The following is a 21,180-nucleotide window of genomic DNA, read 5'->3' as shown; positions in this document are numbered from 1 at the left end:
CTATCGGACCACGCGGATGTCGAGGCCCTTGTAGACCCCGATGCCGTAGAGGCCGTGCGCGCGCACGCCGCTCACGCGGTTGGAGCTCGCGACGAAAAGCTGCTCCCGCGCGATGGTCAGCCACGGCGCTTCCTCGGCCAGCTGGCGCTGCACGTTGGCGAGCGCACGGGCGCGCACCTGCGGATCGGTCGCACTGCGTGCTTCCTCCAGCCAGGCGTCCGTCTGCGGGTTGTTCCAGTTCATGCGGTTCGGCGTCGGGCGCGCCCGGGAATGCCAATAGAGGTTCAGCGCGTCGCCCGCCGAGAAGTAGGGATAGCTGAGGAAGAAGGCGTCGAATTCCTGCGTCGCGAGCCGCCCCCAGCCGACCGTCGCGTCGAAGAGCTGGACCCGCATCTCGATGCCGACGCGGCGCAGCATCTGCTGGATGATCTCCGCCTGGCGCTGGTTCTCGAGCGTCGTCAGGCCGTAGACGAGGAAGCTGGCGCGCTGGCCGTCCTTCACGCGGACGCCGTCGGGGCCCATGCGCCAGCCGGCCTCATCCAGCGTGCGTTGCGCGGCGGCCGGGTCGAAGGCCGGGACCAGCCGCTCGCTCTCCGCGTCGTAGTCGAGCGTGTTCGAATTGACGATGTTCCGCGCAGGCACGGCGGAGCCGAACCAGACGGCACGCACCAGCGCCTCCCGATCCACGGCCTGGTGGATGGCGCGGCGGACGGCACGGTCGCTGACGACCGGCTTGTCCACCTTGAAGCCCATGAAGAAGTCCCAGAAGTAGTTGGGCTGGGTCGAGAGCGTCACGGTGGGGATGCGGCGCAGGCTCTCAAGTGCCACGGGCGGGATGTACTGCGTGACGTCGCCCTGGCCGGTCTGCATCGCGGCGAGCCGCGCCGTCGGCTCCGGGATCACGCGCCAGACGATGCGCTCGACATGGGCCGGGCCGCGATTCTCGAAGATGGGCGGCCCCCAGCGGTAGTTGGGGTGGCGCTGCAGGACGAGCTCGCTGCGCGGCGTCCAGCTGACCCAGCAGAAGGGGCCGGTGCCGTTGAAGCCCTGCGCACCGAAATTCTCGCCGAGGCGCTCCACCGTGTTGCGGTCGATGACGCTGGCGAAGAACAGCGTGAGCTGGGACAGCAGTTCGGAGAAGGGGGCGTTCAGCTCGTATTCGACGGTGTGGGAGTCGCGGGCGCGGATCTCCTTCACACTGCCGGCACGCCAGGCGACGGGGCTGCGCGTCGCGGGGTCGATCCAGCGGCGGATCGAGAAGACGACGTCCTCCGCCGTCATCGGGCGGCCGTCGCAGAAGGTCACGTCGCGGCGGAGGTGGAAGGTGTAGAGGCGGCCATCGGGCGAGACCTCCCACCGCTCGGCGAGGCCCGGGCGGATGGTGCGGCCGTCGAAATCCATGGTGACCAGCGTGTCGGACATCATGGTGATGACCTCGCCCGTCGCGCGCGCGGTGGAGCGGTGCGGGTCGTAGCGGTCGGCATCGATCTCGCGCAGGAAGACGACGGTGTTGCGCGGCGTCTGCGCCTCGGCTGCGGTGACGGCGAGGCCGGCCAGCGCGGCGGCGCCGAGCAGCGAACGGCGGAGGAAGGTCCAGTTCATGAGGTTTCTCCCGGTTCTGTTCAGATGCGGAGCCGCGGGTCGAGCGCGTCGCGCAGCGCGTCCCCGAGCACGTTGAAGGCCAGCACGACCACGAAGATGACGAGGCAGGGCAGCACGGAGATGTGCGGCGCGAAGAAGAGGAAGGTGCGCCCCTGGGAGGCCATGGCGCCGAGTTCCGCGACCGGCGGCTGCGCGCCGAGGCCGAGGAAGGAGAGCGCGGATCCGAGCAGGATCACCTGGCCGAAGCGCAGCGTGGCGAAGACCAGGATCGGAGAGAGGCAGTTCGGTGCGAGGTGCTTCCAGATCAGCCGCGCATCGCCCATGCCCTGGGCCCGCGCCGCCTCGATGTAGTCGAGGCCGAGGACGGTGATCGCCGCACTGCGCGCAATGCGGGCCATTAGCGGGACGGTCGCGACGGCAAGCGCCAGGACGACGGAGGGGATGCCGGGGCCGAAGATCGCCGCGATGGCCAAGCCGAAGAGGATCGCAGGGAAGGACAGCAGAATGTCCATCAGGCGCATCAGCAGGTTGTCGACCCGGCGGTAGTAGGCGGCCGCGAAGCCGATCAGCACGCCGAGCACGCCGCCGAAGGCGAGCGACAGCGCCCCCATGCCGAGCGTCACGCGCAGCCCGTAGAGCATGCGCGAAAGCATGTCGCGGCCCTGCCCGTCCGTGCCCAGCAGATAGTCCCCACCGGGCGGCTGCATGATGGCGACGAGGTTGGTCTCGTAGGGGTCGTGCGGCGCGAGCCAAGGCGCAAAGACGGCGCAGAGGACCGCGAGGGCAACTATGGCGAGGGACGCCGCCGCGGCAGGCTCGCGCAGCAGGAGGCGCAGCGCCGAGGGGCGCGTGGGGACAGCGGTCTCGGCCGTCGTCGCGCTCATGCCGCCCGCACCCGCGGATCGAGCACGCCGTAGAGCAGGTCCACGACGAGGTTCACGATGATGAAGCCCAGCGAGAGGACGATGATCGTCCCCTGCGCCATCGGCAGGTCGCTCGACGTGATGGCGCCGACGGCCAGCCGGCCGATGCCGGGCCAGGAGAACACCGTCTCCGTCACCACGGCGCCGCCGAGCAGGAAGCCGATCTGCAGGCCGATCAGCGTCACCACCGGGATCAGCGCGTTGCGCAGCGCGTGGTGCAGCACGACCGCGCGCTCCGTCAGGCCCTTGGCGCGCGCGGTGCGGACATGCTCGGCGCCGAGCACGTCGAGGACGGCGGTGCGCGTCATGCGCGCGACCGGCCCGACGAAGACGCCGCCGAGCGTGATCGCCGGCAGCGCGATGGCCCGCAGTCCCTCGAGCGTCCAGAGCGGGCCGCCGCGTCCGGTGAAGGGCAGCAGCTGCCACTTGAAGCCGACGAACCAGATCAGCACGAGGCCGAGGAAGAAGACCGGCACCGAGACGCCGGCGACGCTGATCGCCATCACGACGCGATCCAGCAGCGAGCCGCGCCAATAGGCCGCAACGGTGCCCATCAGGATACCGAGCGGGATGGACCAGATCAGGCTGGCCGCCATCAACTCGAGCGTCGGCCCGATGGTGTTCGCCAGCTCCTGGCTAACGGGCACGTTGTTGATGATGGAGACGCCGAGATCGCCCTGCGCCAGGCGCCAGATGTAGAGACCGAATTGAACGTAGAGAGGCTGGTCGAGCCCGAGATCGCGGCGGATCGCCTCGATCACCTCGGCGCTCGCGGTCGGGCCGGCGCGGACGATGGCGGGGTCGGTCGGCACCACCTGCATCAGCAGGAAGCCGACCAGCAGCACGCCGAACATGACCGGCACCGCCATCAGCAGGCGTTCGGCGGCGTGGCGCAGCATCAGGCGAGCGTCCCGTGGCGGTCGAAGATCGGCTCGCCGCCGCGCAGCGTCAGATCGCAGCGCGTCTCGTGCAGGATCTGCTCCGGCTCGGCGGCGAAGATGTCGCGCGACAGCACGGCGATGTCGGCGAGCATGCCGGGCTCCAGCGTGCCGCGCCGATCCTCGGCGAACTGGGTGTAGGCGCCGCACCAGGTCTGGCAGTGCACGGCCTGCTCGGCCGTCAGCGTCTCCTCCGGACCCATGACCGTGCCGCGGTTGGTCTTGCGAGTGAGCATGGTGAAGAGGTTGACGAAGGGATCGACCGTCGAGACCGGGCAGTCGGAGCTGGCTGCGGGATGGTGCCCCTCCTCGAGCCAAGTGCGCATCGGATAGGCGTTCTCGGTGCGCGCGCGGCCGAGATTGCGGATGTAGAGGTCGCCGAACTCGTACATGAAGACCGGCTGCGGCACCGGCAGGATGCCGCGGGCCTTCATGCGGCGGCGCTGGCCGGGGGTCACGAAGCCGCAATGCTCGATCCGGTGGCGCCGCCCCGTGAAAGGATGCGCGCTGCTGTCGGCGGCTTCCATGCCGGACAGCACCTGCTCGATCGCCGCGTCGCCGATGGCGTGGATGTCGAGCTGCCAGCCCTGCTCGTGGTAGAGCTTCAGCAGCGCGTGGATCTTCTCATCGGGGAAGGTGAAGACGCCGGTGCCGCCGCCGGCGCTGGCCAGGTAGGGATCGAAGAAGGCGGCGGTGAGCCCGCCGGCGGAGCCGTCGGCGAAGACCTTCACCGCCCCCCAGCGCAGCATGTCGTCGCCATCCATGGGGCGCATACCGGCTTCCCAGGCCTGCTGCGCGATGCCTTCGGGGTTGCCGGCCAGCACCTGCCACATGCGCAGCGGCAGGCGGCCGCTGCGATGCGCGGCCTGATAGGCCTCGACCTCCGCCATGTCGGCGATCATGCCAACATTCATGTCGGTGGCACTGGCGAAGCCGTAGGTGGCAAGGTGCTTCCCTGCGCGCTCGATGGCGTCCACCAGTGTCGCCAGATCGGGCGCCGGGATGGCGTCCTTCACCAGCCGCATGGCGCGTTCCTGGAACAGGCCGGTCAGCACGCCGCCACGGCGCTCGATCACGCCGCCTTCGGGATCGGGCGTGTTGTGGCCGACGCCCGCGACCTTCAGCGCGGCGGTATTGGCGACGCCCATGTGGCCGCAGGTGCGCACGATGAAGACCGGGTTGTCGGGTGCCGCGGCATCCAGCTCCGCCGCGGTCGGATGGCGGCCGATGTCGAGCTCGGCATGGTCGTAGCCGCGGCCGAGCACCCAGGCGCCCTTCGGCGCGGAGCGCGCGGCCGTGCGGATGCGCGCGAGAAGCTCGTCGAGGCTCCGCACCTCCTCGGCGCGGAGGTTCACCTGCGCCAGGGCGAGGCCATAGGGCAGCAGGTGCATATGCGCTTCGTTGAAAGCCGGGATCGCGACCCGCCCATCCAGCGCAATCCGGCGCGCATCGGGTGCGGCGGCTGCGACTTCCTCCAGGCTGCCCACGGCCAGCACGCGGTCACCGCGGATCGCCACGGCCTCCGCGAAGCCGGCGTGCAGGCCGCGGAACACACGGCCGCCCTGGAGGATGAGGTCCTGCTGCATCGGATGGTCCCGGACAGCGCGACTGTCGGCGGCGTGCCGGATCGCGTCAACCCGGCGCGAACGGCGCGGCATCCCGTGCGCCCCGGGGCTGCCTCGCGCTTGGGCAGACCCTCAGATCGGGTCGCGCACCAGCGGGCAGGTCGAGCAATGGATGCCACCGCCACCCAGCCCGACCTTGTCATAGGGCACGATCCGCACCGAGACGCCGGCGCGGTCGAGCGCGTCGGCCGTGCGGGGGCTCACCTGGTCGCTCATCAGCACGCGGCCGGGCGCGACGGCGAGGCAGTTGATGGCCCAGGACGGGTCCTCGTGGTTCACCGGGATCAGCTTCACCCCTTCCCGCTTCAGCTCCTCCATGAAGACGAAGGGCAGCGTGGAGGGATTCACGATGGCGGTGTCGTGGTGGACCATGACGAAGGCGCCGTCGATGTGCAGGCGATACCCCGGTATCTGCACGCGGATCAGGCGTGCGCCCTGCACCTTCAGCACCTCCTCCACCTGCCTCGCCCCTTCCTCGTTCACCCGGGAGGAGACGCCGACGACGGCGAGATCAGGGCGGATCCAGGCGAAGCTGCCGCCTTCCATCAGCCCGGTGCCGTGGATGGTGCGGAGGATCGGCATGCCGAGCGCGGCGAGCGTCTCGGTCACCGGCGCTTCCTCGCCGCGGCGGATCTTCGGGCCCATCCGCGTCACGATGGCGCCGCCCTGCACGGCGAAGGAACTGTCGCGAGTGTAGATCGACTTGTGCCGGCCCGGCGCGCAGCGGTTGAGGTAGACCACCTCCACCCCCTCCTCGCGCAGCGCGGCGGCCAGCGCATCGTGCTGCGCCTGCTGCTCGGCGAGCGTCGGGCGCACGTCGCCGCGCCAATAGGCGCCGCTCTCGGGGTCGCCATAGGCGCCGAGCTCCGGGATCAATGGCAGCTTCCCGACGACGTCCATCTCCTCGCCCGGCCGGTGCATCAGCACGACGCGCAGCCGGCCGATGTCGGAGTTGCAGCCCCAGTTCCGGCCCCAGACCTGCGCCTGCTCGCTCGGCACCTCGAAGGCGGGCTCGGGGACGGAGGCGAAGCGCTCGATCAGCATGTTGTAACGGTGGTCGAATTCGCTCATCGCGCGGGACATGCGGAACCTCCCGATCCTGGTGAAACGGACGACACGGAACAGCGCCGGGCGGCGACATCGGGGTGAAACGAGCCGGGTCTACACAGATCGTCGTGGAACACCCGATGAAGCCCATGATCCGGCGCGCGAGCTGCGAGGACCTCGAGGAGCTCCTCGCCATGCAGCGCCGCAGCCTTCGCAGCTTCGGCGAGGCGCATTACTCGGCTGCCCTGCTGGAGGCGGCGGTCGCCGAGATGGGCACCATGGATGCCCGGCTGATCCTGCACGGGACCTACCTGGTGGCGGAGCTCGACGGGCGCATTGTCGGCAGCGCCGGCTGGACGATGCGCGCGCCGAGCTACACCAGGCTGCTCCGGGACCGGCTCGAGCCGCTCGACGGGACATGCGGCATGGTGCGCGGCATCTATGTCGATCCGGCGGCAGCACGGCAGGGCGTGGCGCGCCGCCTGCTCGGTGCCGTCGAGGCCGAGTTGCGCGATGTCGGCGCCGAGGTGGCCGACCTGCTTGCCGCACTCTCCTGCGCGCCTTTCTATGCCGCGGCGGGCTATGCGCGGCTGTCGGATCACGTCCTGCTGTTCGGCGGCTGCCTGGAGTTCCCGGTCCAGCGCATGTGCCGGCGCCTGCGCGCGGCGGCGCCGGGCTGAGGCGCTCCGCACGCTCGTCACGCCGCGTCGCGCCGCCGCCGCAGCGCCATGTCGAGCAGCAGCAGCAGCACGGTGAAGACGACGAGCAGGACCGCGACGGCCGCCATGGCGGGGTCCAGGTTCTCGTTGATGCCGTCCCAGATCCGGCGCGGCAGGGTGAAGACGTCGCGGCTCGCGATGAACAGCACGATCACCAGCTCGTCCCAGGAATGGATGAAGGCGAAGATCGCGCCGGAGGCGATGCCCGGCGCGATGCGCGGCAGGATCACCCAGCGCAGGGTCTGGCCGAGCGAGGCCCCCATTCCGCGCGCCGCCTGCTCGAGCCGTGGGTCGAAGGCGGCGAGCGCGGTGGCAACCGTGATCACGACATAGGGTATGCCGGTCACGCCGTGCGCGATCACGACGCCCAGGAAGCTGTCGAGCAGCCCGAGGCGCGCGAAGTAGCGATAGAGGCCGACGGCGTAGACGATCGAGGGGATGATGATCGGCAGCAGCATCAGCCCTCGGATGAGGTCGGTGGAGCGACGCGAGATGCGCCAGCAGCCGATGGCGCAGAGCGTGCCCGCGACGACGGCGAGCAGGGTGGAGGCAAGCGCGATCCAGAAGCTCTGCACGATGGAGCCGAGCCATTCGGCGGAGCCCAGCACCGTGGCGTAGTGGCGCAGCGACAGCGCCTCCTTCGGCAGCGAGAGGAAGCGCTGGTCGGTCATCGAGACCGGCAGGATGATGGTGATGGGCAGCACCAGGTAGATCGCGACGGTCCAGGCGGAGACCGTGGCGAAGCGGCCGGGCCGGTGCGCGCCGTCCATCTCAGGCGCCGCTGCCGAAGACGCGGCGGAGGTTCACCACCCGCGAGAAGATGGCGAGGGTGACGAGGATGGTGACCACCAGCATGGTCGCCATCATGGTGCCGAGCCCCCAGCGGATCAGGTCGAGGATCTGCAGCCCGATCCACTCCGCCACCATCAGCGTCTTGCCGCCGCCGAGGATCGCCGGGGTGATGTAGAAGCCGAGCGAGAAGATGAAGACCAGCACGCCGGCCGCGATCAGGCCGGGCAGCGAGAGCGGCAGGAAGACGCGGAAGAAGACCGTCCCGCGCGGGGCGCCGAGGCCGCGCGCGGCGGCCAGCAGCCGCGGGTCGATCTCGCGCATCGAGGCCAGCATCGGCAGCACGGCATAGGGCACCATGTAGTGGACCATGCCGACGATGATGCCGAACTCGTTCCAGACCAGCGCCAGCGGTTCCTGGATCAGGCCGGCGCCCATCAGCGTCTCGTTCACCAGGCCCTGCCGGCGCAGCAGCGTCACCCAGGCGAAGGCGCGCACCAGCACGCTGATCCAGAGCGGGACGAGCACGGCGAGGATCCACCAGCGCCGCGCCCGCTCATCCGCCAGCGCGATCTTGTAGGACAGGACATAGCCCAGCAGCAGCGCGAGCACCGTCGTGATGGTGCAGATGCGCAGCGTCGTGACGATGACGCGCTGGACGGATTCGCTGGTGAAGAGCCGTTCGTAGTTCTGCAGGCCGGGCTGCGGCTCGGTGAAGGAGATCGCCAGGACCTGCAGGATCGGCGTGACGTAGAAGGCGGTCATCAGCAGGAAGGCCGGGAGGATCAGCAGCCACCACCCGCCCTGCCGCTGCGCCGCCATCGCCATCAGGCGGCGTCCTCCTCGACCGGGACGCTGGCCGCGGCGCTCCAGCCGAGGCGGACGGGAAGCCTCTCCACCGGAGCGATCGGCGCGCCCCAGGCCGGCAGCGTGACGCGCAGCACGCCGAGGTCCGGCGTCGCGACCGACAGGGCGAAGCCGGCGCCGAGATAGGCCCAGGAGAGGATCCGCCCCTCCACCACATTGTCCGCCGCCTCGCCCTCGGCCAGCAGCGCGATCTTCTCGGGGCGCAGCGAGAGAAGCGCGGGCGTCCCGAGCGCCGGGCGGGGCGCGGCGGGGTCGAGCGCCTGCACCACGCGCGTCGCACCGACCGCGATGGCGAAGCCGCCCGGATGCGCTTCGCGGACCGTGCCGGTCAGGAAGTTCGACTTGCCGAGGAAGTCGGCGACGAAGCGGGTACGCGGGCGCTCGTACAACGCGGCGGGCGCGCCTTCCTGCACCAGCTTCCCGTGGTTCAGGATGGCGACGCGGTCCGACATGGACAGCGCCTCCTCCTGGTCATGCGTGACGTTGATGAAGGTACGGCCGACGCGGCGGTGCAGCGCGCGCAACTCCTCCTGCAGCTCGGCGCGCAGCTTCTTGTCGAGGGCGGAGAGCGGCTCGTCGAGCAGCAGCAGCGCCGGGTCGAAGACCAGCGCGCGGGCCAGCGCCACGCGTTGCTGCTGGCCGCCCGACAGCTGGGAGGGACGGCGGTCCGCGAAGCGCTCCAGCTGGACGAGGTCGAGCGCGGCGCGGACCTTCGCGTCGCGCTCGGCCGTCGGGAGCTTGCGGACGCGCAGCGGGAAGGCGACGTTCTCCGCCACCGTCATGTGCGGGAACAGCGCGTAGCCCTGGAAGACCATGCCGAAGTCGCGCCGTTCGGGCGGCAAGGCGGTGATGTCGCGGCCGTCGAGCAGGATGGCGCCGGAGGTGGGCGCGACGAATCCCGCGACGCACATTAGGATCGTCGTCTTGCCGCTGCCCGAGGGGCCGAGCAGCGTCAGGAACTGGCCGCGCTCCACCGAGAGCGAGACGTCGTCCACAGCGCGGAAGCTGCCGTAGTGCTTGGAGAGGCCCTGCAGCGACGGGGCGTGGCCGGCCGAGGACATCAGTCGCGATATCCCGGCTGCTCGCGGTCGAGCTTGCGACGCAAGGCCTGCCAGGGCAGCCAGCCCTTGGTCGGGCCCGTGCTGAACTGCGCCCGGGTCCGCAGCACGACCTCGTGCGAGGGGATCGCCAGTTTCGCGCCGGAGGATTGCGCCGCGAGCTGGATCCGGCAGGCCTGCTCCAGATACCACATCCAATAGAAGGCCTCGGCGACGGTCGCGCCCACCGTCAGCAGCCCGTGATGGCGCAGGATCAGGCAGGGCTTGTCGCCGAGGTCGCGGACGATCCGCTCGCGCTCCGAGAGGTTGTCGTCGGCCGCGACGCCTTCGTAGTCATGGATCGCGACGCGGCCTTCGAACTCCATCATCATCTGGTTGAGCGGCAGCAGCCCGCCTTCCTGCGCCGCGACCGCCATGCCGGCGAGGGTGTGCGTGTGCATCACGCACTGCGCATCCGCCCGGCCCATATGGACCGCGGAATGGATGACGAAGCCCGCCGGGTTCACGGGCCAGGAGGTCGCCTGCTTAGGCTCGCCTTCGGCATCCACCACGACCAGGCTGCTCGCGGTGATCTCCTCGAAGAGCAGGCCGTAGGGGTTGACCAGGAACCGATGCCCCTCGCCGGGGACGCGCACCGAGAGATGCGTGAAGACCAGGTCGGTCATGCCGTGCAGCGCGAGCAGGCGGTAGGCGGCGGCGAGATCCTCGCGCAGCTCGCGCTCGGTCGGAACGTGGGTCGGATCGGGCCGGACAGGCGGCGGCGGGAGCGGCATCAATAGCCCCGGCTATGGTCGTAGGTGTTGGGCAGCGCCTCGCCCCGCTCATGCGCGGCGATGAGACGCGCGACATGGGCGGCCCGCTCGCTGCGCGGCGGCAGGCTCGCGAGATGCGGGGTGACGAGCAGCTTCGGATGAGCCCAGGCCGGGTGGTCGGCCGGCAGGGGCTCCTGCTCGAACACGTCGAGCACCGCACCGGAGAGCCGGCCGCTGTCGAGCGCCGCCAGGATGTCCTCGACCCTCTGCTGGCTGCCGCGCCCGACATTGATCAGCCCCGCGCCCATCGGCAGGCGGCCGAGCAGCGGGGCGGCGAGGATGTGCCGCGTCTCCGGCGTCGCCGGCAGCAGGCAGACCAGGATGCGCGTCGCGGCCAGGAAGGCGTCGCGCTCCGCCTCGCCCACGAAGCTCCGCACGCCCGGAAGGTCCTTCCGCGTGCGCGACCAGCCGATGACGGGGAAGCCGATGCCCTGGAGCATGCGCGCGGCCGCCTCGCCCATGTGGCCAAGGCCCATGATGCCGATGGTGGTCTCGGGCGCGGTCAGTTCCGGCTCGAAATAGTCCCAGCGCCGCTCGGACTGCGCGATGCCGATGCGCCGCGCGCCCTTCAGCAGCGACAGAACCGCCCAGGTCACGAACTCGCCCATGCGTTGCGCCGCCCCGGGCGTCGCCATGCGCACCAGCGGCACGTGGCGCGGCAGGTCTGGGTCGGAGGCAATAAAATCGACACCTGCGCCGCTGCCGAAGATCACACGGAGATTGGGCAGCTTCGCGAGCCGCCCCGGCTCCGGATCCCACACCAGCACGTAGCGCACCGCGGCGGGATCCACCGCGGGGTCGTCCCACCAGCGCACCTCGACACCTGGGGCCATTTCGGCGAACAACCCCTGCCATTCCGGCATCGCGGCCTCGCCGCCGGATTTCACCAACAGGATGGGTCGGGCCACGTCGTCTCCGGCTCGGGTCTCTCGCGGGGGCTAATGCCCTCAGCCGGTGACGACGTCCAGGAAGTCCTGGTTGACCTGCTGGTAGTTCTCGCCCCACCAGACGCCGTTCAGCACGACCTGCTGGCGTTCGTTCTCCGGATCGGTCGGGTTCACCGCGCGGAACTCCGCCGGGACCTGGGCCGCGGCGCGCGGGTTGGTCGGGCCGTTGCCGAGGAACTGCAGCAGGCCGACCTGCGGCTCCGGCCGCGACAGCATGGAGGCCAGCAGCCGCTGCGCCAGCTCGCCACCCTGGTTGCCGCGCGGGATGACGAAGATGCCGGCCTGCAGCAGGCCCTGGTTCCAGATGAACTTGATGCGGCCGTTGGTCTCGCGCTGGAGGACGTTGGCACGGGTGTGCCAGATCTGGCCCATCACGGCCTCGCCGGTGCGCAGGAACTGCTCGGACTCGCTGCCGGAGTTCCAGAACACCGCGTTGCGGCGCACCTCGCGGATGCGGGCGAGGCAGGCGCGGACATCGAGCGGGTAGAGGTTCCGCGGGTCCTTGCCGAGCGCCATCTGCACGGCGTCGAGCGTCGCCAGCGCGTCGCGGCGCAGCAGGCGGGTGCCCGGGAAGCGGCGCAGGTCGAAGAAATCCGCCCAGTTCTGCGGCGCGCCGTTCGGGAAGCGCGCGCTGTCATAGGCGAGCACGGAGCTGAAGGAATAGGGCGCCGCACCGAATTCCAGCGCGAAGCCCGGGCCGATCACGTCGTTGCGGTTGACGATGTTGTAGTCGATCCGCGTCGCCAGGTTCTGCCGCCCGAGCAACTGGGAGGAGGAGGCGGAGCTGTCGCAGAGGTCCCAGGTGACGCGCCCGCTCTCGACCATCGAACGGATGCGCCCGGCGGACGGCCCGGTGCTGTCCTGCACGACGCGAACGCCCTGGTTCGCCGCCATGAAGGGCTCGCCGTAGAAGCGGCCGAAGCCTTCGTTGGCGATGCCGCCCCAGTTGACCATGACGAGCTGGCGCCCCTGTGCGGCAGCCTCTCCTGGCGACAGCCCGGCGCCGACGCCGAGCGCGGCGAGACCGGCCATGAGCCCGCGGCGGCTGACCTCGCCCCGGCGGAACTTCTCGAAGGCCAGCGCAACGCAGTCCTGCTGGAAGCTCTGCATCTCCGTCTCCCTCTGGTGAACCCCTTGGGGCGGCGTGTCTCCCGGGCGGGTCCCCTTGATCGCGGCAGCCGCCGGCGGGAACCTCTCCCGACAGTGAAACGCGGGACGCGCGCGGCGGCAATGACCTCTCTTCCGTTTCCCTTCGCCCCTGGCTTCCAGGAGCGTCCCTGGTGGTGGGAGGCAGCCGAGCCGCCGGACCGCGACACCCCCCTGCCCGACCGCGCCGCGGTCGCCATCGTCGGCGGCGGCTATGCCGGGTTGTCGGCCGCCCTGACGCTGCGGCGCCTCGGCCACCAGGCGGTCGTGCTGGATGCGGAGCGGATCGGCTGGGGCGCCTCCTCGCGCAACGGCGGCATGGTGTCGGGCGGGCTGAAGGTCGCGAACACCACGCTCGCCAAGTCGCATGGGCAGGAGGAGGCGAAGCGCATCGCGCTGGCCTGCGCGGCGAGCTTCCCCTTCATCGAGGAGACGATCGCGCGCGAGGGGATCGAGTGCGACTACCTCCGCTGCGGCCGCTATGTCGGCGCCTGGACGCCGGCGCATCACGACGCGATGGCGAAGAAAGCCGACTGGATCGCCGAGGTCACCGGCCTGCCGACCGAGATGATCCCCAAGACGCGGCAGCGGGAATTCCTCGGCAGCGACCACTACCATGGCGGCATGGCCGCCGCGGCGACGGGCAGCCTGCATCCGGGCAAGTATGCGCGCGGCCTGGCGGCGGCGGCGGAGCGCGCCGGCGCCGTGCTGGTCGATGGCGTGCGGGTGCGCGGCATTGCGCAGGTCGGGTCCGGCTTCCGCCTCCTCACCGACAAGGGCGAGATGGCGGCGGATGCCGTGCTGGTCGCGACCAACGGCTATTCGCTCGATCCGCGCGGCACGGCGAGTCCCTGGCTCGCGCGCCGGTTGGTACCGCTCAATTCGTACATCATCGCGACGGAGGAACTGCCGCAGGATCTGATGGACCGGCTGTTCCCGGGCCGGCGCATGATCAGCGACAGCAAGCGCGTGCTGAACTATTTCCGCCCCTCGCCGGACGGGAAGCGCGTGCTGTGGGGCGGGCGCGCCAGCTTCCGCAAGGCGACGGCAGAGCAATCCGCGCCGACGCTGCACGCGACGATGGTCGAGACCTTCCCGGAGTTGAAGGACGTGCGGATCACCCATGCCTGGACCGGCGCGGTGGCCTTCACCTTCGACGGGCTGCCGCATATCGGCGTGCAGGACGGCGTGCACTACGCCGCCGGCTGCCAGGGCAGCGGCGTCGCAATGGCAACCTGGCTCGGCCACAACGCCGCGCTGAAGATCGCCGGCGCGGCGAACGAACGCTTCGCGCTGGACGGCCTGCCCTTCCCCACGCGCCCGACCTACAGCGGAAACCCGTGGTTTCTGCCGATCGTCGGGACCTGGTACAGGCTGCGCGACCGGCTCGACAGGATGGCCGCATGAACGCCGATTTCGTCCTGCTCGGCGGCCGCATCGCGACGATGGACGCGGCCGGCACGGAGTGCAGCGCGCTCGCCGCGCTGAACGGGCGCATCGTGGCGCTCGGCACGGATGACGACGTCCGCCATCTGATCGGTCGCGGCACTATGGTGCTGCAGGCCGAAGGACGCCGCGTGCTGCCGGGCATCGTGGACAGCCACGCGCACCCGGATGCCTACGCAATCCGCTTGCGCGCCTGGACGCTCGTCTCGCCCGACCGGGTGCGGACTCGCGACGAGTTGCTGTCCATCATCTGGCGGCGCTGCGCGGAGCTGGCGCCCGGACGCTGGGGTGCCTTCTACCGGCTGAACGAACGCCAGTCGGGCGGCTATCCGACGCTCGACGAGCTGGACGCCGCGAGCGGCGGGCGGCCGATCTTCATCCTGCGCACCGACGGGCATTTGGGCCTCGCCAATCGCGCGGCCTTCGCGGCCTGCAGCATCGATGCGACGACACCCGACCCTGCCTTCGGCCGTTTCGACAAGCTCGACGGGTCGCTGACCGGCCTCGTGCGCGAAACGGCGGCGCATATCTTCCTCAATGCCATCCACGGGCAGGATTCCGAAGCGGACATCGCCGACGGCATGGAACTCGTGCAGGACCAGTGCCTGGCAGCCGGCATCACCTCCGTCGCCAATTCGCTGACGCCCACCAAGGCGATCCGCGCCTATCAGCGCATGAAGGACGACGGGCGCTGGCGGATGCGCATGGGCATCATCGCCTCGGGCCGCGACGAGCCTCTCATCCCGCATCTGATCGGCGCCGGCATCCGCTCCGGCTTCGGCGATGAATTTCTCCGGGTCATCGGCGTGGAATGGTGCCCGGACTGCTCCACCTCGGGCCGCACCGCCGCCTATTGGGATCCCTATGTCGGCACGCCGGTCCCGGGCGAGCCGGTGCCGAACACCGGCATGCTGCTCTACGACAAGGACGACCTGACGCAGCGGGCGACGGCGGCGCATGCGGCGGGGCTGCAGGTGATGATCGAGGGTGTCGGCGACCGCGGTATCGACTTCGCGCTCGACGTGATGGAGGCCGCACTCGCCGCGCATCCCGTCGCCGACCACCGGATGCGCGTCGAGCATTGCTGCTACGTGACGCCGCCGATCCTGGAGCGCCTGAAGCGCGGCGGCTTCGTGGACAGCTCCGCCACCGGCTTCATGGACGAGCTGGGTGAGGCCTATGTCGCCAACCGCGGGCAGGAGGCGATGCGCTGGATGTGGCCGCATCGCAGCCTGATCGATGCCGGCGTGCCCGCACCGGGCCATTCCGACTTCGCGGTCTGCCGCGTCTCGCCCTGGACGGCGATCGCCGCGATGGTGACGCGCCGGACCACGACCCGCGCCGACCTCGATGCGCGGGAGGCGGTGACGCCGCGCGAGGCGGTGCGCGCCTACACCTGGCTCGGCGCCTGGGCGCAGCGGGAGGAACGCGAGAAGGGCTCGCTGGAGATCGGCAAGCTCGCCGACCTGATCGTCCTGGACCGGGATGTGCTGGAAGGCGACCCGGCTGCGATCGCGGAGACGCAGGTGGCGGCGACTGTGGTGGGTGGCGTCGTGCGGCACCGTATGTGACAGTCGGCACCGCAACGCCCCGCCGGCCTGACGGGGCGACGGAGGAAACCGGTATGTCGCACCGCCTGCTCTCGTTGGCCGTTCTCGCCACCCTCGCCCTTCCCGCTGCCGGACAGACGCAGGGCGTGATCTCGGAGCGCAGCATCTCTTCCGCCCTCGCGGTCGAGATCGCCTCGGCCGCCGTTGCGGCCTGCGCCGAGCGCAATTTCCGCGTGACCGCGACCGTGGTGGATCGCCATGGGATCGTGAAGGCGATGGTGCGCGCAGACGGCGCCGGGCCGCACACGGTGGAGGCCAGCCGCGCCAAGGCCTACACCTCGGCCTCGGCCCGCAATCCCACCACGGGCATGCTCGCCGCCGCGCAGGGCAATCCCGCCGCCGCGACCCTCCCCAACATTCCGGGCTTCCTCGTGCTTGGCGGCGGCGTGCCGATCCGGGCGGGCGAGGAGGTGGTCGGCGCCATCGGCATCGGCGGCGCGCCGAGCGGCGTGATCGACGAGGAATGCGCGAATGCCGCCATCGGCCGGTTCCGCGACCGGCTGAACTGACGCCCCCAGACCGTCTTGCCTGCAAAGGTTCGCGGTGGGATCACCGCGGCCTGCGCGGGCGCCGAGGGCCCGCCCGGGAGGAGAAGAAACATGCTTCGTCGCCACCTGCTCGCCACTGCCGCTGCCGGCGCGGGCGCCGCCCTGCTGCCGGGCTTCGCGCACGCCCAGGGCTTCGCGCTGCAAAACCCAGAATGCATCGCGCCTGCGGCACCCGGCGGCGGCTTCGACCTCACCTGCCGCACGGCCGCGCGGGCGCTGAACGAGCTCGGTATCATCGGCCCGGCCATCCGCACGCAGAACATGCCGGGCGGGATCGGCGCGGTCGCCATCAACCACATCAACGCCCAGCGCCGCAGCGATCCGAACGTGATCGTCGCCGTCTCCACCGGCTCCTGGGTCAACATGGCGCAGGGCCGCTTCGGGCGGTGGGGCGAGAACGACGTGCGCTGGCTCGGCGCCATCGGCGCGGATTTCGGCGTGATCGCGGTGCGACGCGACAGCCGCTTCCAGACGCTGGCCGACCTCATCGCAGCGATCCGCCAGGATCCCGCCAGCGTGCCGATGGGCGCGGGCGGCGCGGTGGGCAGCCAGGACTGGACCAAGGCGGCCCTCATCGCGCGCGGCGCCGGGGTGGATCCGCGCCGGCTGCGCTACGTGCCCTTCGAGGGCGGCGGCCAGGCCATGGCGGCGCTGCTCGGCGGCCACATCCAGGTCTTCCCGGGCGACGCGACCGAGGTGCGCGGGCAGCTCGAGGCGAACGAGATCCGGCTGCTCGCCGTGCTGGCGCCGAACCGCCTGCCGGGGCCCTTCGCCAGCATCCCGACCGCGCGCGAGCAGGGCGTGGACGCCGACTGGACCATCGTGCGCGGCTTCTACATCCCGCCCGGCGCGCCCGATGCGGCCTACAACCACTGGGTCGATGCGCTCCGCCGGCTGCACGCGCATCCCGGCTGGCCGGCGATCCGCGACGGCGCCGGCCTGTTCGAGTTCAACATGGTGGGTCGCGAATTCGAGGAGCTCGCGAAGCGCCGCACCGCCGAGTACCGGGCGCTCGCGCGCGAGGTCGGCGTGATCCAGCAGCAGAACTGAGGTGCGCGACCAGGCGGACCGGCTGCTGGGCCTCGCGCTGGTCGCGCTGGCGGCGCTCGTCGTCTGGCACGCGCTTTCGCTGGAGGTGACCTTCGCGGCCGACCCGGTCGGCCCGAAGGCCTTCCCGATCGCGGTCGCGCTGGCCATGGGCGGCTGCGGGGTCTTGCTGCTGTTCCGCCAGGGGCTGATCTGGGAGAAGGCCGAGCGCATCTTGCCGGGGCTCGCCGCCGTGGCCGCGATGGCAGGCTATGCGCTGCTGCTCGGCCCGCTCGGCTTCATCCTGGCAACCGCCGCGCTCTGCCTCGTCATCGCGCTCGCCTTCTCCGCGTCGCCGCTGCAGGCTGCGGCGACAGCGGTGGTGACCGCGCCGGCGCTCTGGGCGCTGCTCGATCCGGTGCTGGACCTGCCGCTGCCGAAAGGCCCGCTGGGGTTCTGAGATGGACGCCATCGCGGCCCTGATGGGCGGCTTCGCCGTCGCCCTCACACCCACCAACCTGGCGCTGGCCTTCCTCGGCTGCCTGATCGGGACGGCGATCGGCGTGCTGCCCGGCATCGGGCCGATGAACGCCATCGCGCTGCTGCTGCCCTTCTGCTTCGCGTTGAAGCTGCCGGCCGAAAGCGCGCTAATTCTGCTCGCTGCCGTCTACTACGGCAGCGGCTATGGCGGTCGGATCACCGCGATCCTGCTCAACATGCCGGGCGAGCCGGCAGCGGCGATCACCACGCTCGATGGTCATCCGCTCGCGAAGCAGGGACGCGGCGCGGCGGCGCTCGCGGTCTCGGGCATCGGGAGCTTCGTCGGCGCGACGCTTTCCGTCGTGCTGATGACCTTCCTCTCGGTGCCGCTTGCGCGGATCGCGGTGGGCTTCTCCCCGGCCGACTACGTCGCGCTGATCGTCTTCGCGCTCTCGCTGCTCGGCGCCGTCGCACCCGGCAACGCCGCCAAGGCCTGGGCCGCGGGCTGCTTCGGCATCCTGCTCGCCCTGGTCGGCATCGATTCCGGCACCGGCGTGGAGCGGCTGACCTTCGGCTCGATCGAATTGCTGGGCGGCGTGGACTTCACCGTGCTCGCCATCGGCCTCTTCGCGATCGGCGAGGTACTGCTGCTGCTCGAGCGGCAGATGCGCGCGAGCGCCGCCAGCCTCGGCCACGGCGCCCACCTCTCCTTCCGCGAACTCGTCGCCTGCATCCCGGCGATGTTCCGCGCCACCGGCATCGGCTTCGTCGTGGGCGTTCTGCCCGGCGCGGGCGCCTCGGTCGCCGCGGCGCTGTCCTACACGACGGAAAAGCGCATCGCCGACAAGCAGGGCACCTTCGGCAAGGGCGACCTGCGCGGCGTCGCCTCGCCCGAGACGGCCGACAACGCGGCGCAGATCGGCAATCTGGTGCCGATGCTCTCGCTCGGCATCCCGGGCTCCGGCACCACCGCCGTGCTGCTCGGCGCGCTGCTGATGTATTCGATCACGCCGGGTCCGCTGCTCTTCACGCAGCGGCCGGAAGTCGCCTGGGGCCTGATCGCCAGCATGTATGTCGGCAACGTCATGCTGCTGGTGCTCAACCTGCCGCTGGTCGGGATCTTCGCGCGGCTGCTGACGGTGCCGCCCTGGGTACTCTATCCGGGGGTGATCGCGCTCTCCTTCGCCGGCGTCTATGCCGTGTCGAATTCGCCTTTCGACCTGCTGCTGGCGACTGGGTTCGGCGTGCTCGGCTATGTCCTTCGCAAGCTCGACGTGCCGCTGGTGCCGATCATCCTCGGCTTCGTGCTCGGCCGGCTGCTGGAGGACAACCTGCGGCGCGCCCTTTCGCTCTCCGACGGCGACGTGATGGCGCTGTTCGCCTCGGTCCCCTCGCTGCTGCTCTGGACCTGCACCCTCGCGGCGCTGGTCTTCCCCTTCCTGCGGCGCCGGGCGTGACGGGGGCGCTTCCTGCCTCCGCCGCCGCGCTGCTGATCCTGCTCTGCGCCACCTGGGGGCTCGGGCAGATCGCGGTGAAGCTCGGGCTCGAGGGGATCTCGCCGCTGGTGCAGGCGGGGCTCCGCTCGGTCATCGCCGTGCCGCTGCTGCTCGCCTGGTGCTGGTGGCGCGGGGTCGCGGTGTTTGTCCGCGACGGCAGCTTCTGGCCCGGGATGCTCGCGGGCGGTCTGTTCGCGGCCGAGTTCTGGGTGCTCTACGAGGCGCTGGCGCTGACCACCGCCGCGCGCAGCACGGTGCTGCTCTACACCGCGCCCTTCTGGGCGGTGCTCGGCGCGCATTGGCTGGTGCCGGGCGATGCGCTCGACCGGCGCAAGCTGGCCGGGCTGCTGTTGGCCTTCGCCGGGCTTCTCGTCGCCTTCGCCGACCGGCTCGGCGCGCCGCTGGATGCGACGCTGCGCGGCGACCTGCTCGCGCTCCTCGCCGGCGTCTTCTGGGGCGCGACCATCGTCGCGATCAAGGCGACGCGGCTGACCCGCATCGCCGCCGAGCGCACGCTGCTGTTCCAGATCGGCGCGGCGGGCCTGCTGCTGCCGATCGGCCTCGTCCTCGGCGAGCGCGGCGTCTTCGCGCCGACGCCGCTGGTCTGGGGCGCGCTGCTGTTCCAGGCGGTGATCGTCGCCTTCGCCTCCTACGCCGCTTGGTTCTGGCTGGTGGCGCGCCACAAGGCCTCGGCGCTCGCGCCCTTCCTGTTCCTGACGCCCGTCTTCGCGGTGGTGGCCGGTGCGCTTGTGCTCGGCGAGACGGTCACCTGGGCGCTGCTTGCCTCGCTCGCGCTGATCGGAGCGGGGATCTGGGTGGTGAACCGGCCAGCCGTCAGCCGCGCCTGAGCGAGATCCCTCTCAGCCGCGCTTGAACGAAATCCCTTTCAGCCGCGCTTGAGCGCGAGGCGCTTCGGCGCTTCCTCGACCCGCGCCGCGGCGAAGGCGGCCAGCACATCCTCCGGCCAGGGCGCCACACGGCGAGTTTCGAGATCGACGCAGAGGAACAGCACCTCGTTCTCGGCGCTCAGCCAGCCTTCCTCGGCATGGAACAGGCGGTGGCGCAGCAGCAGGCGCTTCGCGTCGAAGGCGAGCACGGCGCTTTCGGCGGACAGCGGCGCGTCAAGCACCACCTCGCGCACGTAGCCCTGCCAGGATTCGACGGCGAAGGTCCCCAGCCCGCGGGCGCGGAATCCGTCCCCGAGGTTGAGCGAGGGCCAGAGCGCGTCGGTCGCGAGGTCGAAGGCGACCAGGTAGTAGGCCAGGTTCATGTGGCCGTAGTGGTCGACCCACTCCGGCCGCACGCGACACAGGGCGGCAGCCCTCAATGGATCTCGTCCGCCCGCGCGATCGCCTCGCGCAGCTTCGCGACGCTGAAGGACGGATCCTTGCAGAGGTCGAGGATCACCTTCTCGCGCCGCGCGCCGAGCTCGATCGCGGCCGGGATCTTCCGCACCGCGTCGTGCGGAATGACGACGGCGCCATGGCGGTCCGCGTGGATCACGTCCTCATGCGCCACATGCATGCCGTGCACCGTCACCTCCTGCCCGTAGGCAACGACATGCACATAGGCGTGCGAGGGATTGACCGCGCCGGCGAGCAGCTGGAAGCCGGGGGCCAGCATGTCGAGGTCGCGGATCGCGCCGTTGGTGACGACGCCCTGCGCGCCGAGCGCCTTGTGGACGGCCGAATGCACCTCCCCCCAGAAGGCGCCGACGCCCGGCGTGTCGTCGAGATCCTGCAGCACGACGACGGTCGGCAGCGAGGCCGCAGCGACATAGTCGTACCAGCCGAGCCGCAGGGCGCGATCCTGTTCCTTCGCGCGGCCCGAGGGCGCGGCGGCGCGGATCGCTCCGGTGCGCGCGAGGCCGCAGATGGGCGGCAGGCCGGGATCGGCCGCCACCAGCGGCCGCACGGTGAAGCCATGGCCGCGACGCTGCGGGACCACCAGTTCGAGCGCATTGCAGATGGTCGGCGTGTCCCATTGCCGGAGCAGGTCCAGGTCTTCGGCCGTGAAGGGATGCTCAGCCATGGCGCGTCCTTGTCTCGTCCCTGGGCGTTCCGTCCGGGGAGAGCATCCGCCGCGCCCGAAGGCGCGTCAA

Annotated in this window: 21 protein-coding genes; 8 read left to right on the top strand and 13 right to left on the bottom strand. The window is 70.9% G+C overall.

Annotated features, from left to right (window positions below):
• The 5 genes from L2I40_RS01735 to L2I40_RS01715 all read right to left on the bottom strand — a co-directional run bounded on the left by L2I40_RS01735 (position 1) and on the right by L2I40_RS01715 (position 6,171).
• Complete coding sequence (locus L2I40_RS01735) at positions 1-1,602, bottom strand: ABC transporter substrate-binding protein (protein WP_237213131.1); 1,602 nt, start codon at positions 1,600-1,602, stop codon at positions 1-3.
• 20 nt (positions 1,603-1,622) lie between these two features.
• Positions 1,623-2,486 carry an ABC transporter permease gene (locus L2I40_RS01730; protein ID WP_237213130.1) on the bottom strand — a complete coding sequence of 288 codons (864 nt, stop codon included), beginning with the start codon at positions 2,484-2,486 and terminating at the stop codon, positions 1,623-1,625.
• Complete coding sequence (locus L2I40_RS01725; protein ID WP_237213129.1) at positions 2,483-3,424, bottom strand: ABC transporter permease; 942 nt, start codon at positions 3,422-3,424, stop codon at positions 2,483-2,485. The genes L2I40_RS01730 and L2I40_RS01725 overlap by 4 nt, the downstream gene beginning before the upstream one ends.
• Entirely contained in the window at positions 3,424-5,049 is a 1,626-nt protein-coding gene (locus L2I40_RS01720; RefSeq protein WP_237213128.1) for an amidohydrolase, read from the bottom strand. Before L2I40_RS01720 ends, L2I40_RS01725 begins: the two co-directional genes overlap by 1 nt.
• Before the next feature lie 111 nt (positions 5,050-5,160).
• Positions 5,161-6,171 (bottom strand): dimethylarginine dimethylaminohydrolase family protein, encoded by a 1,011-nt coding sequence (locus tag L2I40_RS01715; RefSeq protein WP_237213127.1) that lies wholly within the window; start codon positions 6,169-6,171, stop codon positions 5,161-5,163.
• A gap of 104 nt (positions 6,172-6,275) precedes the next feature.
• On the opposite strand from L2I40_RS01715, the gene L2I40_RS01710 reads away from it, so the two are divergent.
• On the top strand, positions 6,276-6,815 hold the full coding sequence (locus tag L2I40_RS01710; protein ID WP_237213126.1) for a GNAT family N-acetyltransferase: 540 nt from the start codon (positions 6,276-6,278) through the stop codon (positions 6,813-6,815).
• A gap of 17 nt (positions 6,816-6,832) precedes the next feature.
• On the opposite strand, the gene L2I40_RS01705 is transcribed toward L2I40_RS01710, so the two are convergent.
• Genes L2I40_RS01705 through L2I40_RS01680 form a run of 6 tightly spaced genes read right to left on the bottom strand, consistent with a single transcriptional unit; the run spans position 6,833 to position 12,437 of the window.
• Positions 6,833-7,624, bottom strand: a complete 792-nt coding sequence (locus L2I40_RS01705; protein ID WP_237213125.1) for an ABC transporter permease — start codon at positions 7,622-7,624, stop codon at positions 6,833-6,835.
• 1 nt (position 7,625) lies between these two features.
• Positions 7,626-8,471, bottom strand: coding sequence for an ABC transporter permease (locus L2I40_RS01700; RefSeq protein ID WP_237213124.1), 846 nt, complete (start codon positions 8,469-8,471; stop codon positions 7,626-7,628).
• The gene (locus L2I40_RS01695) at positions 8,471-9,571 is read right to left on the bottom strand and encodes an ABC transporter ATP-binding protein (protein ID WP_237213123.1); all 1,101 of its coding nucleotides are present in this window, start codon (positions 9,569-9,571) and stop codon (positions 8,471-8,473) included. Before L2I40_RS01695 ends, L2I40_RS01700 begins: the two co-directional genes overlap by 1 nt.
• Positions 9,571-10,341, bottom strand: coding sequence for a class II aldolase/adducin family protein (locus L2I40_RS01690; protein ID WP_237213122.1), 771 nt, complete (start codon positions 10,339-10,341; stop codon positions 9,571-9,573). The genes L2I40_RS01695 and L2I40_RS01690 overlap by 1 nt, the downstream gene beginning before the upstream one ends.
• A complete protein-coding gene (locus L2I40_RS01685) occupies positions 10,341-11,288 on the bottom strand; it encodes a 2-hydroxyacid dehydrogenase (protein WP_237213121.1) in 948 nt (315 codons plus the stop codon). The genes L2I40_RS01690 and L2I40_RS01685 overlap by 1 nt, the downstream gene beginning before the upstream one ends.
• A gap of 39 nt (positions 11,289-11,327) precedes the next feature.
• Positions 11,328-12,437 (bottom strand): extracellular solute-binding protein, encoded by a 1,110-nt coding sequence (locus L2I40_RS01680; RefSeq protein ID WP_237213120.1) that lies wholly within the window; start codon positions 12,435-12,437, stop codon positions 11,328-11,330.
• A 120-nt stretch (positions 12,438-12,557) separates the two neighbouring features.
• Between L2I40_RS01680 and L2I40_RS01675 the strand changes: the two genes are divergently transcribed.
• The 7 genes from L2I40_RS01675 (at position 12,558) to L2I40_RS01645 (ending at position 19,927) form a co-directional block, all read left to right on the top strand.
• Positions 12,558-13,880, top strand: a complete 1,323-nt coding sequence (locus L2I40_RS01675) for an NAD(P)/FAD-dependent oxidoreductase (protein ID WP_237213119.1) — start codon at positions 12,558-12,560, stop codon at positions 13,878-13,880.
• Positions 13,877-15,490: an amidohydrolase gene (locus tag L2I40_RS01670; RefSeq protein WP_237213118.1), complete on the top strand. Its 1,614-nt coding sequence runs from the start codon at positions 13,877-13,879 to the stop codon at positions 15,488-15,490. The genes L2I40_RS01675 and L2I40_RS01670 overlap by 4 nt, the downstream gene beginning before the upstream one ends.
• A gap of 53 nt (positions 15,491-15,543) precedes the next feature.
• Positions 15,544-16,038: a GlcG/HbpS family heme-binding protein gene (locus L2I40_RS01665; protein WP_237213117.1), complete on the top strand. Its 495-nt coding sequence runs from the start codon at positions 15,544-15,546 to the stop codon at positions 16,036-16,038.
• A 90-nt stretch (positions 16,039-16,128) separates the two neighbouring features.
• Complete coding sequence (locus L2I40_RS01660; RefSeq protein ID WP_237213116.1) at positions 16,129-17,127, top strand: Bug family tripartite tricarboxylate transporter substrate binding protein; 999 nt, start codon at positions 16,129-16,131, stop codon at positions 17,125-17,127.
• A 1-nt stretch (position 17,128) separates the two neighbouring features.
• Positions 17,129-17,563, top strand: a complete 435-nt coding sequence (locus tag L2I40_RS01655) for a tripartite tricarboxylate transporter TctB family protein (protein ID WP_237213115.1) — start codon at positions 17,129-17,131, stop codon at positions 17,561-17,563.
• Position 17,564: 1 nt separating this feature from the next.
• Positions 17,565-19,040 carry a tripartite tricarboxylate transporter permease gene (locus L2I40_RS01650; protein WP_237213114.1) on the top strand — a complete coding sequence of 492 codons (1,476 nt, stop codon included), beginning with the start codon at positions 17,565-17,567 and terminating at the stop codon, positions 19,038-19,040.
• Positions 19,037-19,927, top strand: coding sequence for a DMT family transporter (locus tag L2I40_RS01645; protein WP_237213113.1), 891 nt, complete (start codon positions 19,037-19,039; stop codon positions 19,925-19,927). Before L2I40_RS01650 ends, L2I40_RS01645 begins: the two co-directional genes overlap by 4 nt.
• A 38-nt stretch (positions 19,928-19,965) precedes the next feature.
• Here L2I40_RS01645 and L2I40_RS01640 read toward each other — a convergent pair whose 3' ends face one another.
• Together L2I40_RS01640 and L2I40_RS01635 are read right to left on the bottom strand one after the other, a co-directional pair.
• Positions 19,966-20,406 carry an acyl-CoA thioesterase gene (locus L2I40_RS01640; RefSeq protein WP_237213112.1) on the bottom strand — a complete coding sequence of 147 codons (441 nt, stop codon included), beginning with the start codon at positions 20,404-20,406 and terminating at the stop codon, positions 19,966-19,968.
• On the bottom strand, positions 20,403-21,110 hold the full coding sequence (locus tag L2I40_RS01635; protein ID WP_237213111.1) for an RraA family protein: 708 nt from the start codon (positions 21,108-21,110) through the stop codon (positions 20,403-20,405). Before L2I40_RS01635 ends, L2I40_RS01640 begins: the two co-directional genes overlap by 4 nt.
• Positions 21,111-21,180: the final 70 nt, after the last annotated feature.

Source organism: Falsiroseomonas oryziterrae (assembly GCF_021864505.1).
GTDB classification, from domain to species: domain Bacteria; phylum Pseudomonadota; class Alphaproteobacteria; order Acetobacterales; family Acetobacteraceae; genus Falsiroseomonas; species Falsiroseomonas oryziterrae.
This window is presented reverse-complemented; position numbering and strand designations above follow the sequence as displayed.

Bases quoted from the DNA above. Each gene is read 5' to 3' on its own strand.
- L2I40_RS01635 (WP_237213111.1), bottom strand. From the start codon at position 21,110: ATGGCTGAGCATCCCTTCACGGCCGAAGACCTGGACCTGCTCCGGCAA.
- L2I40_RS01650 (WP_237213114.1), top strand. From the start codon at position 17,565: ATGGACGCCATCGCGGCCCTGATGGGCGGCTTCGCCGTCGCCCTCACA.
- L2I40_RS01715 (WP_237213127.1), bottom strand. From the start codon at position 6,171: ATGTCCCGCGCGATGAGCGAATTCGACCACCGTTACAACATGCTGATC.
- L2I40_RS01675 (WP_237213119.1), top strand. From the start codon at position 12,558: ATGACCTCTCTTCCGTTTCCCTTCGCCCCTGGCTTCCAGGAGCGTCCC.
- L2I40_RS01690 (WP_237213122.1), bottom strand. From the start codon at position 10,341: ATGCCGCTCCCGCCGCCGCCTGTCCGGCCCGATCCGACCCACGTTCCG.
- L2I40_RS01720 (WP_237213128.1), bottom strand. From the start codon at position 5,049: ATGCAGCAGGACCTCATCCTCCAGGGCGGCCGTGTGTTCCGCGGCCTG.
- L2I40_RS01730 (WP_237213130.1), bottom strand. From the start codon at position 2,486: ATGAGCGCGACGACGGCCGAGACCGCTGTCCCCACGCGCCCCTCGGCG.
- L2I40_RS01705 (WP_237213125.1), bottom strand. From the start codon at position 7,624: ATGGACGGCGCGCACCGGCCCGGCCGCTTCGCCACGGTCTCCGCCTGG.
- L2I40_RS01680 (WP_237213120.1), bottom strand. From the start codon at position 12,437: ATGCAGAGCTTCCAGCAGGACTGCGTTGCGCTGGCCTTCGAGAAGTTC.
- L2I40_RS01710 (WP_237213126.1), top strand. From the start codon at position 6,276: ATGAAGCCCATGATCCGGCGCGCGAGCTGCGAGGACCTCGAGGAGCTC.
- L2I40_RS01725 (WP_237213129.1), bottom strand. From the start codon at position 3,424: ATGCTGCGCCACGCCGCCGAACGCCTGCTGATGGCGGTGCCGGTCATG.
- L2I40_RS01700 (WP_237213124.1), bottom strand. From the start codon at position 8,471: ATGGCGATGGCGGCGCAGCGGCAGGGCGGGTGGTGGCTGCTGATCCTC.
- L2I40_RS01670 (WP_237213118.1), top strand. From the start codon at position 13,877: ATGAACGCCGATTTCGTCCTGCTCGGCGGCCGCATCGCGACGATGGAC.
- L2I40_RS01665 (WP_237213117.1), top strand. From the start codon at position 15,544: ATGTCGCACCGCCTGCTCTCGTTGGCCGTTCTCGCCACCCTCGCCCTT.
- L2I40_RS01660 (WP_237213116.1), top strand. From the start codon at position 16,129: ATGCTTCGTCGCCACCTGCTCGCCACTGCCGCTGCCGGCGCGGGCGCC.
- L2I40_RS01695 (WP_237213123.1), bottom strand. From the start codon at position 9,571: ATGTCCTCGGCCGGCCACGCCCCGTCGCTGCAGGGCCTCTCCAAGCAC.
- L2I40_RS01735 (WP_237213131.1), bottom strand. From the start codon at position 1,602: ATGAACTGGACCTTCCTCCGCCGTTCGCTGCTCGGCGCCGCCGCGCTG.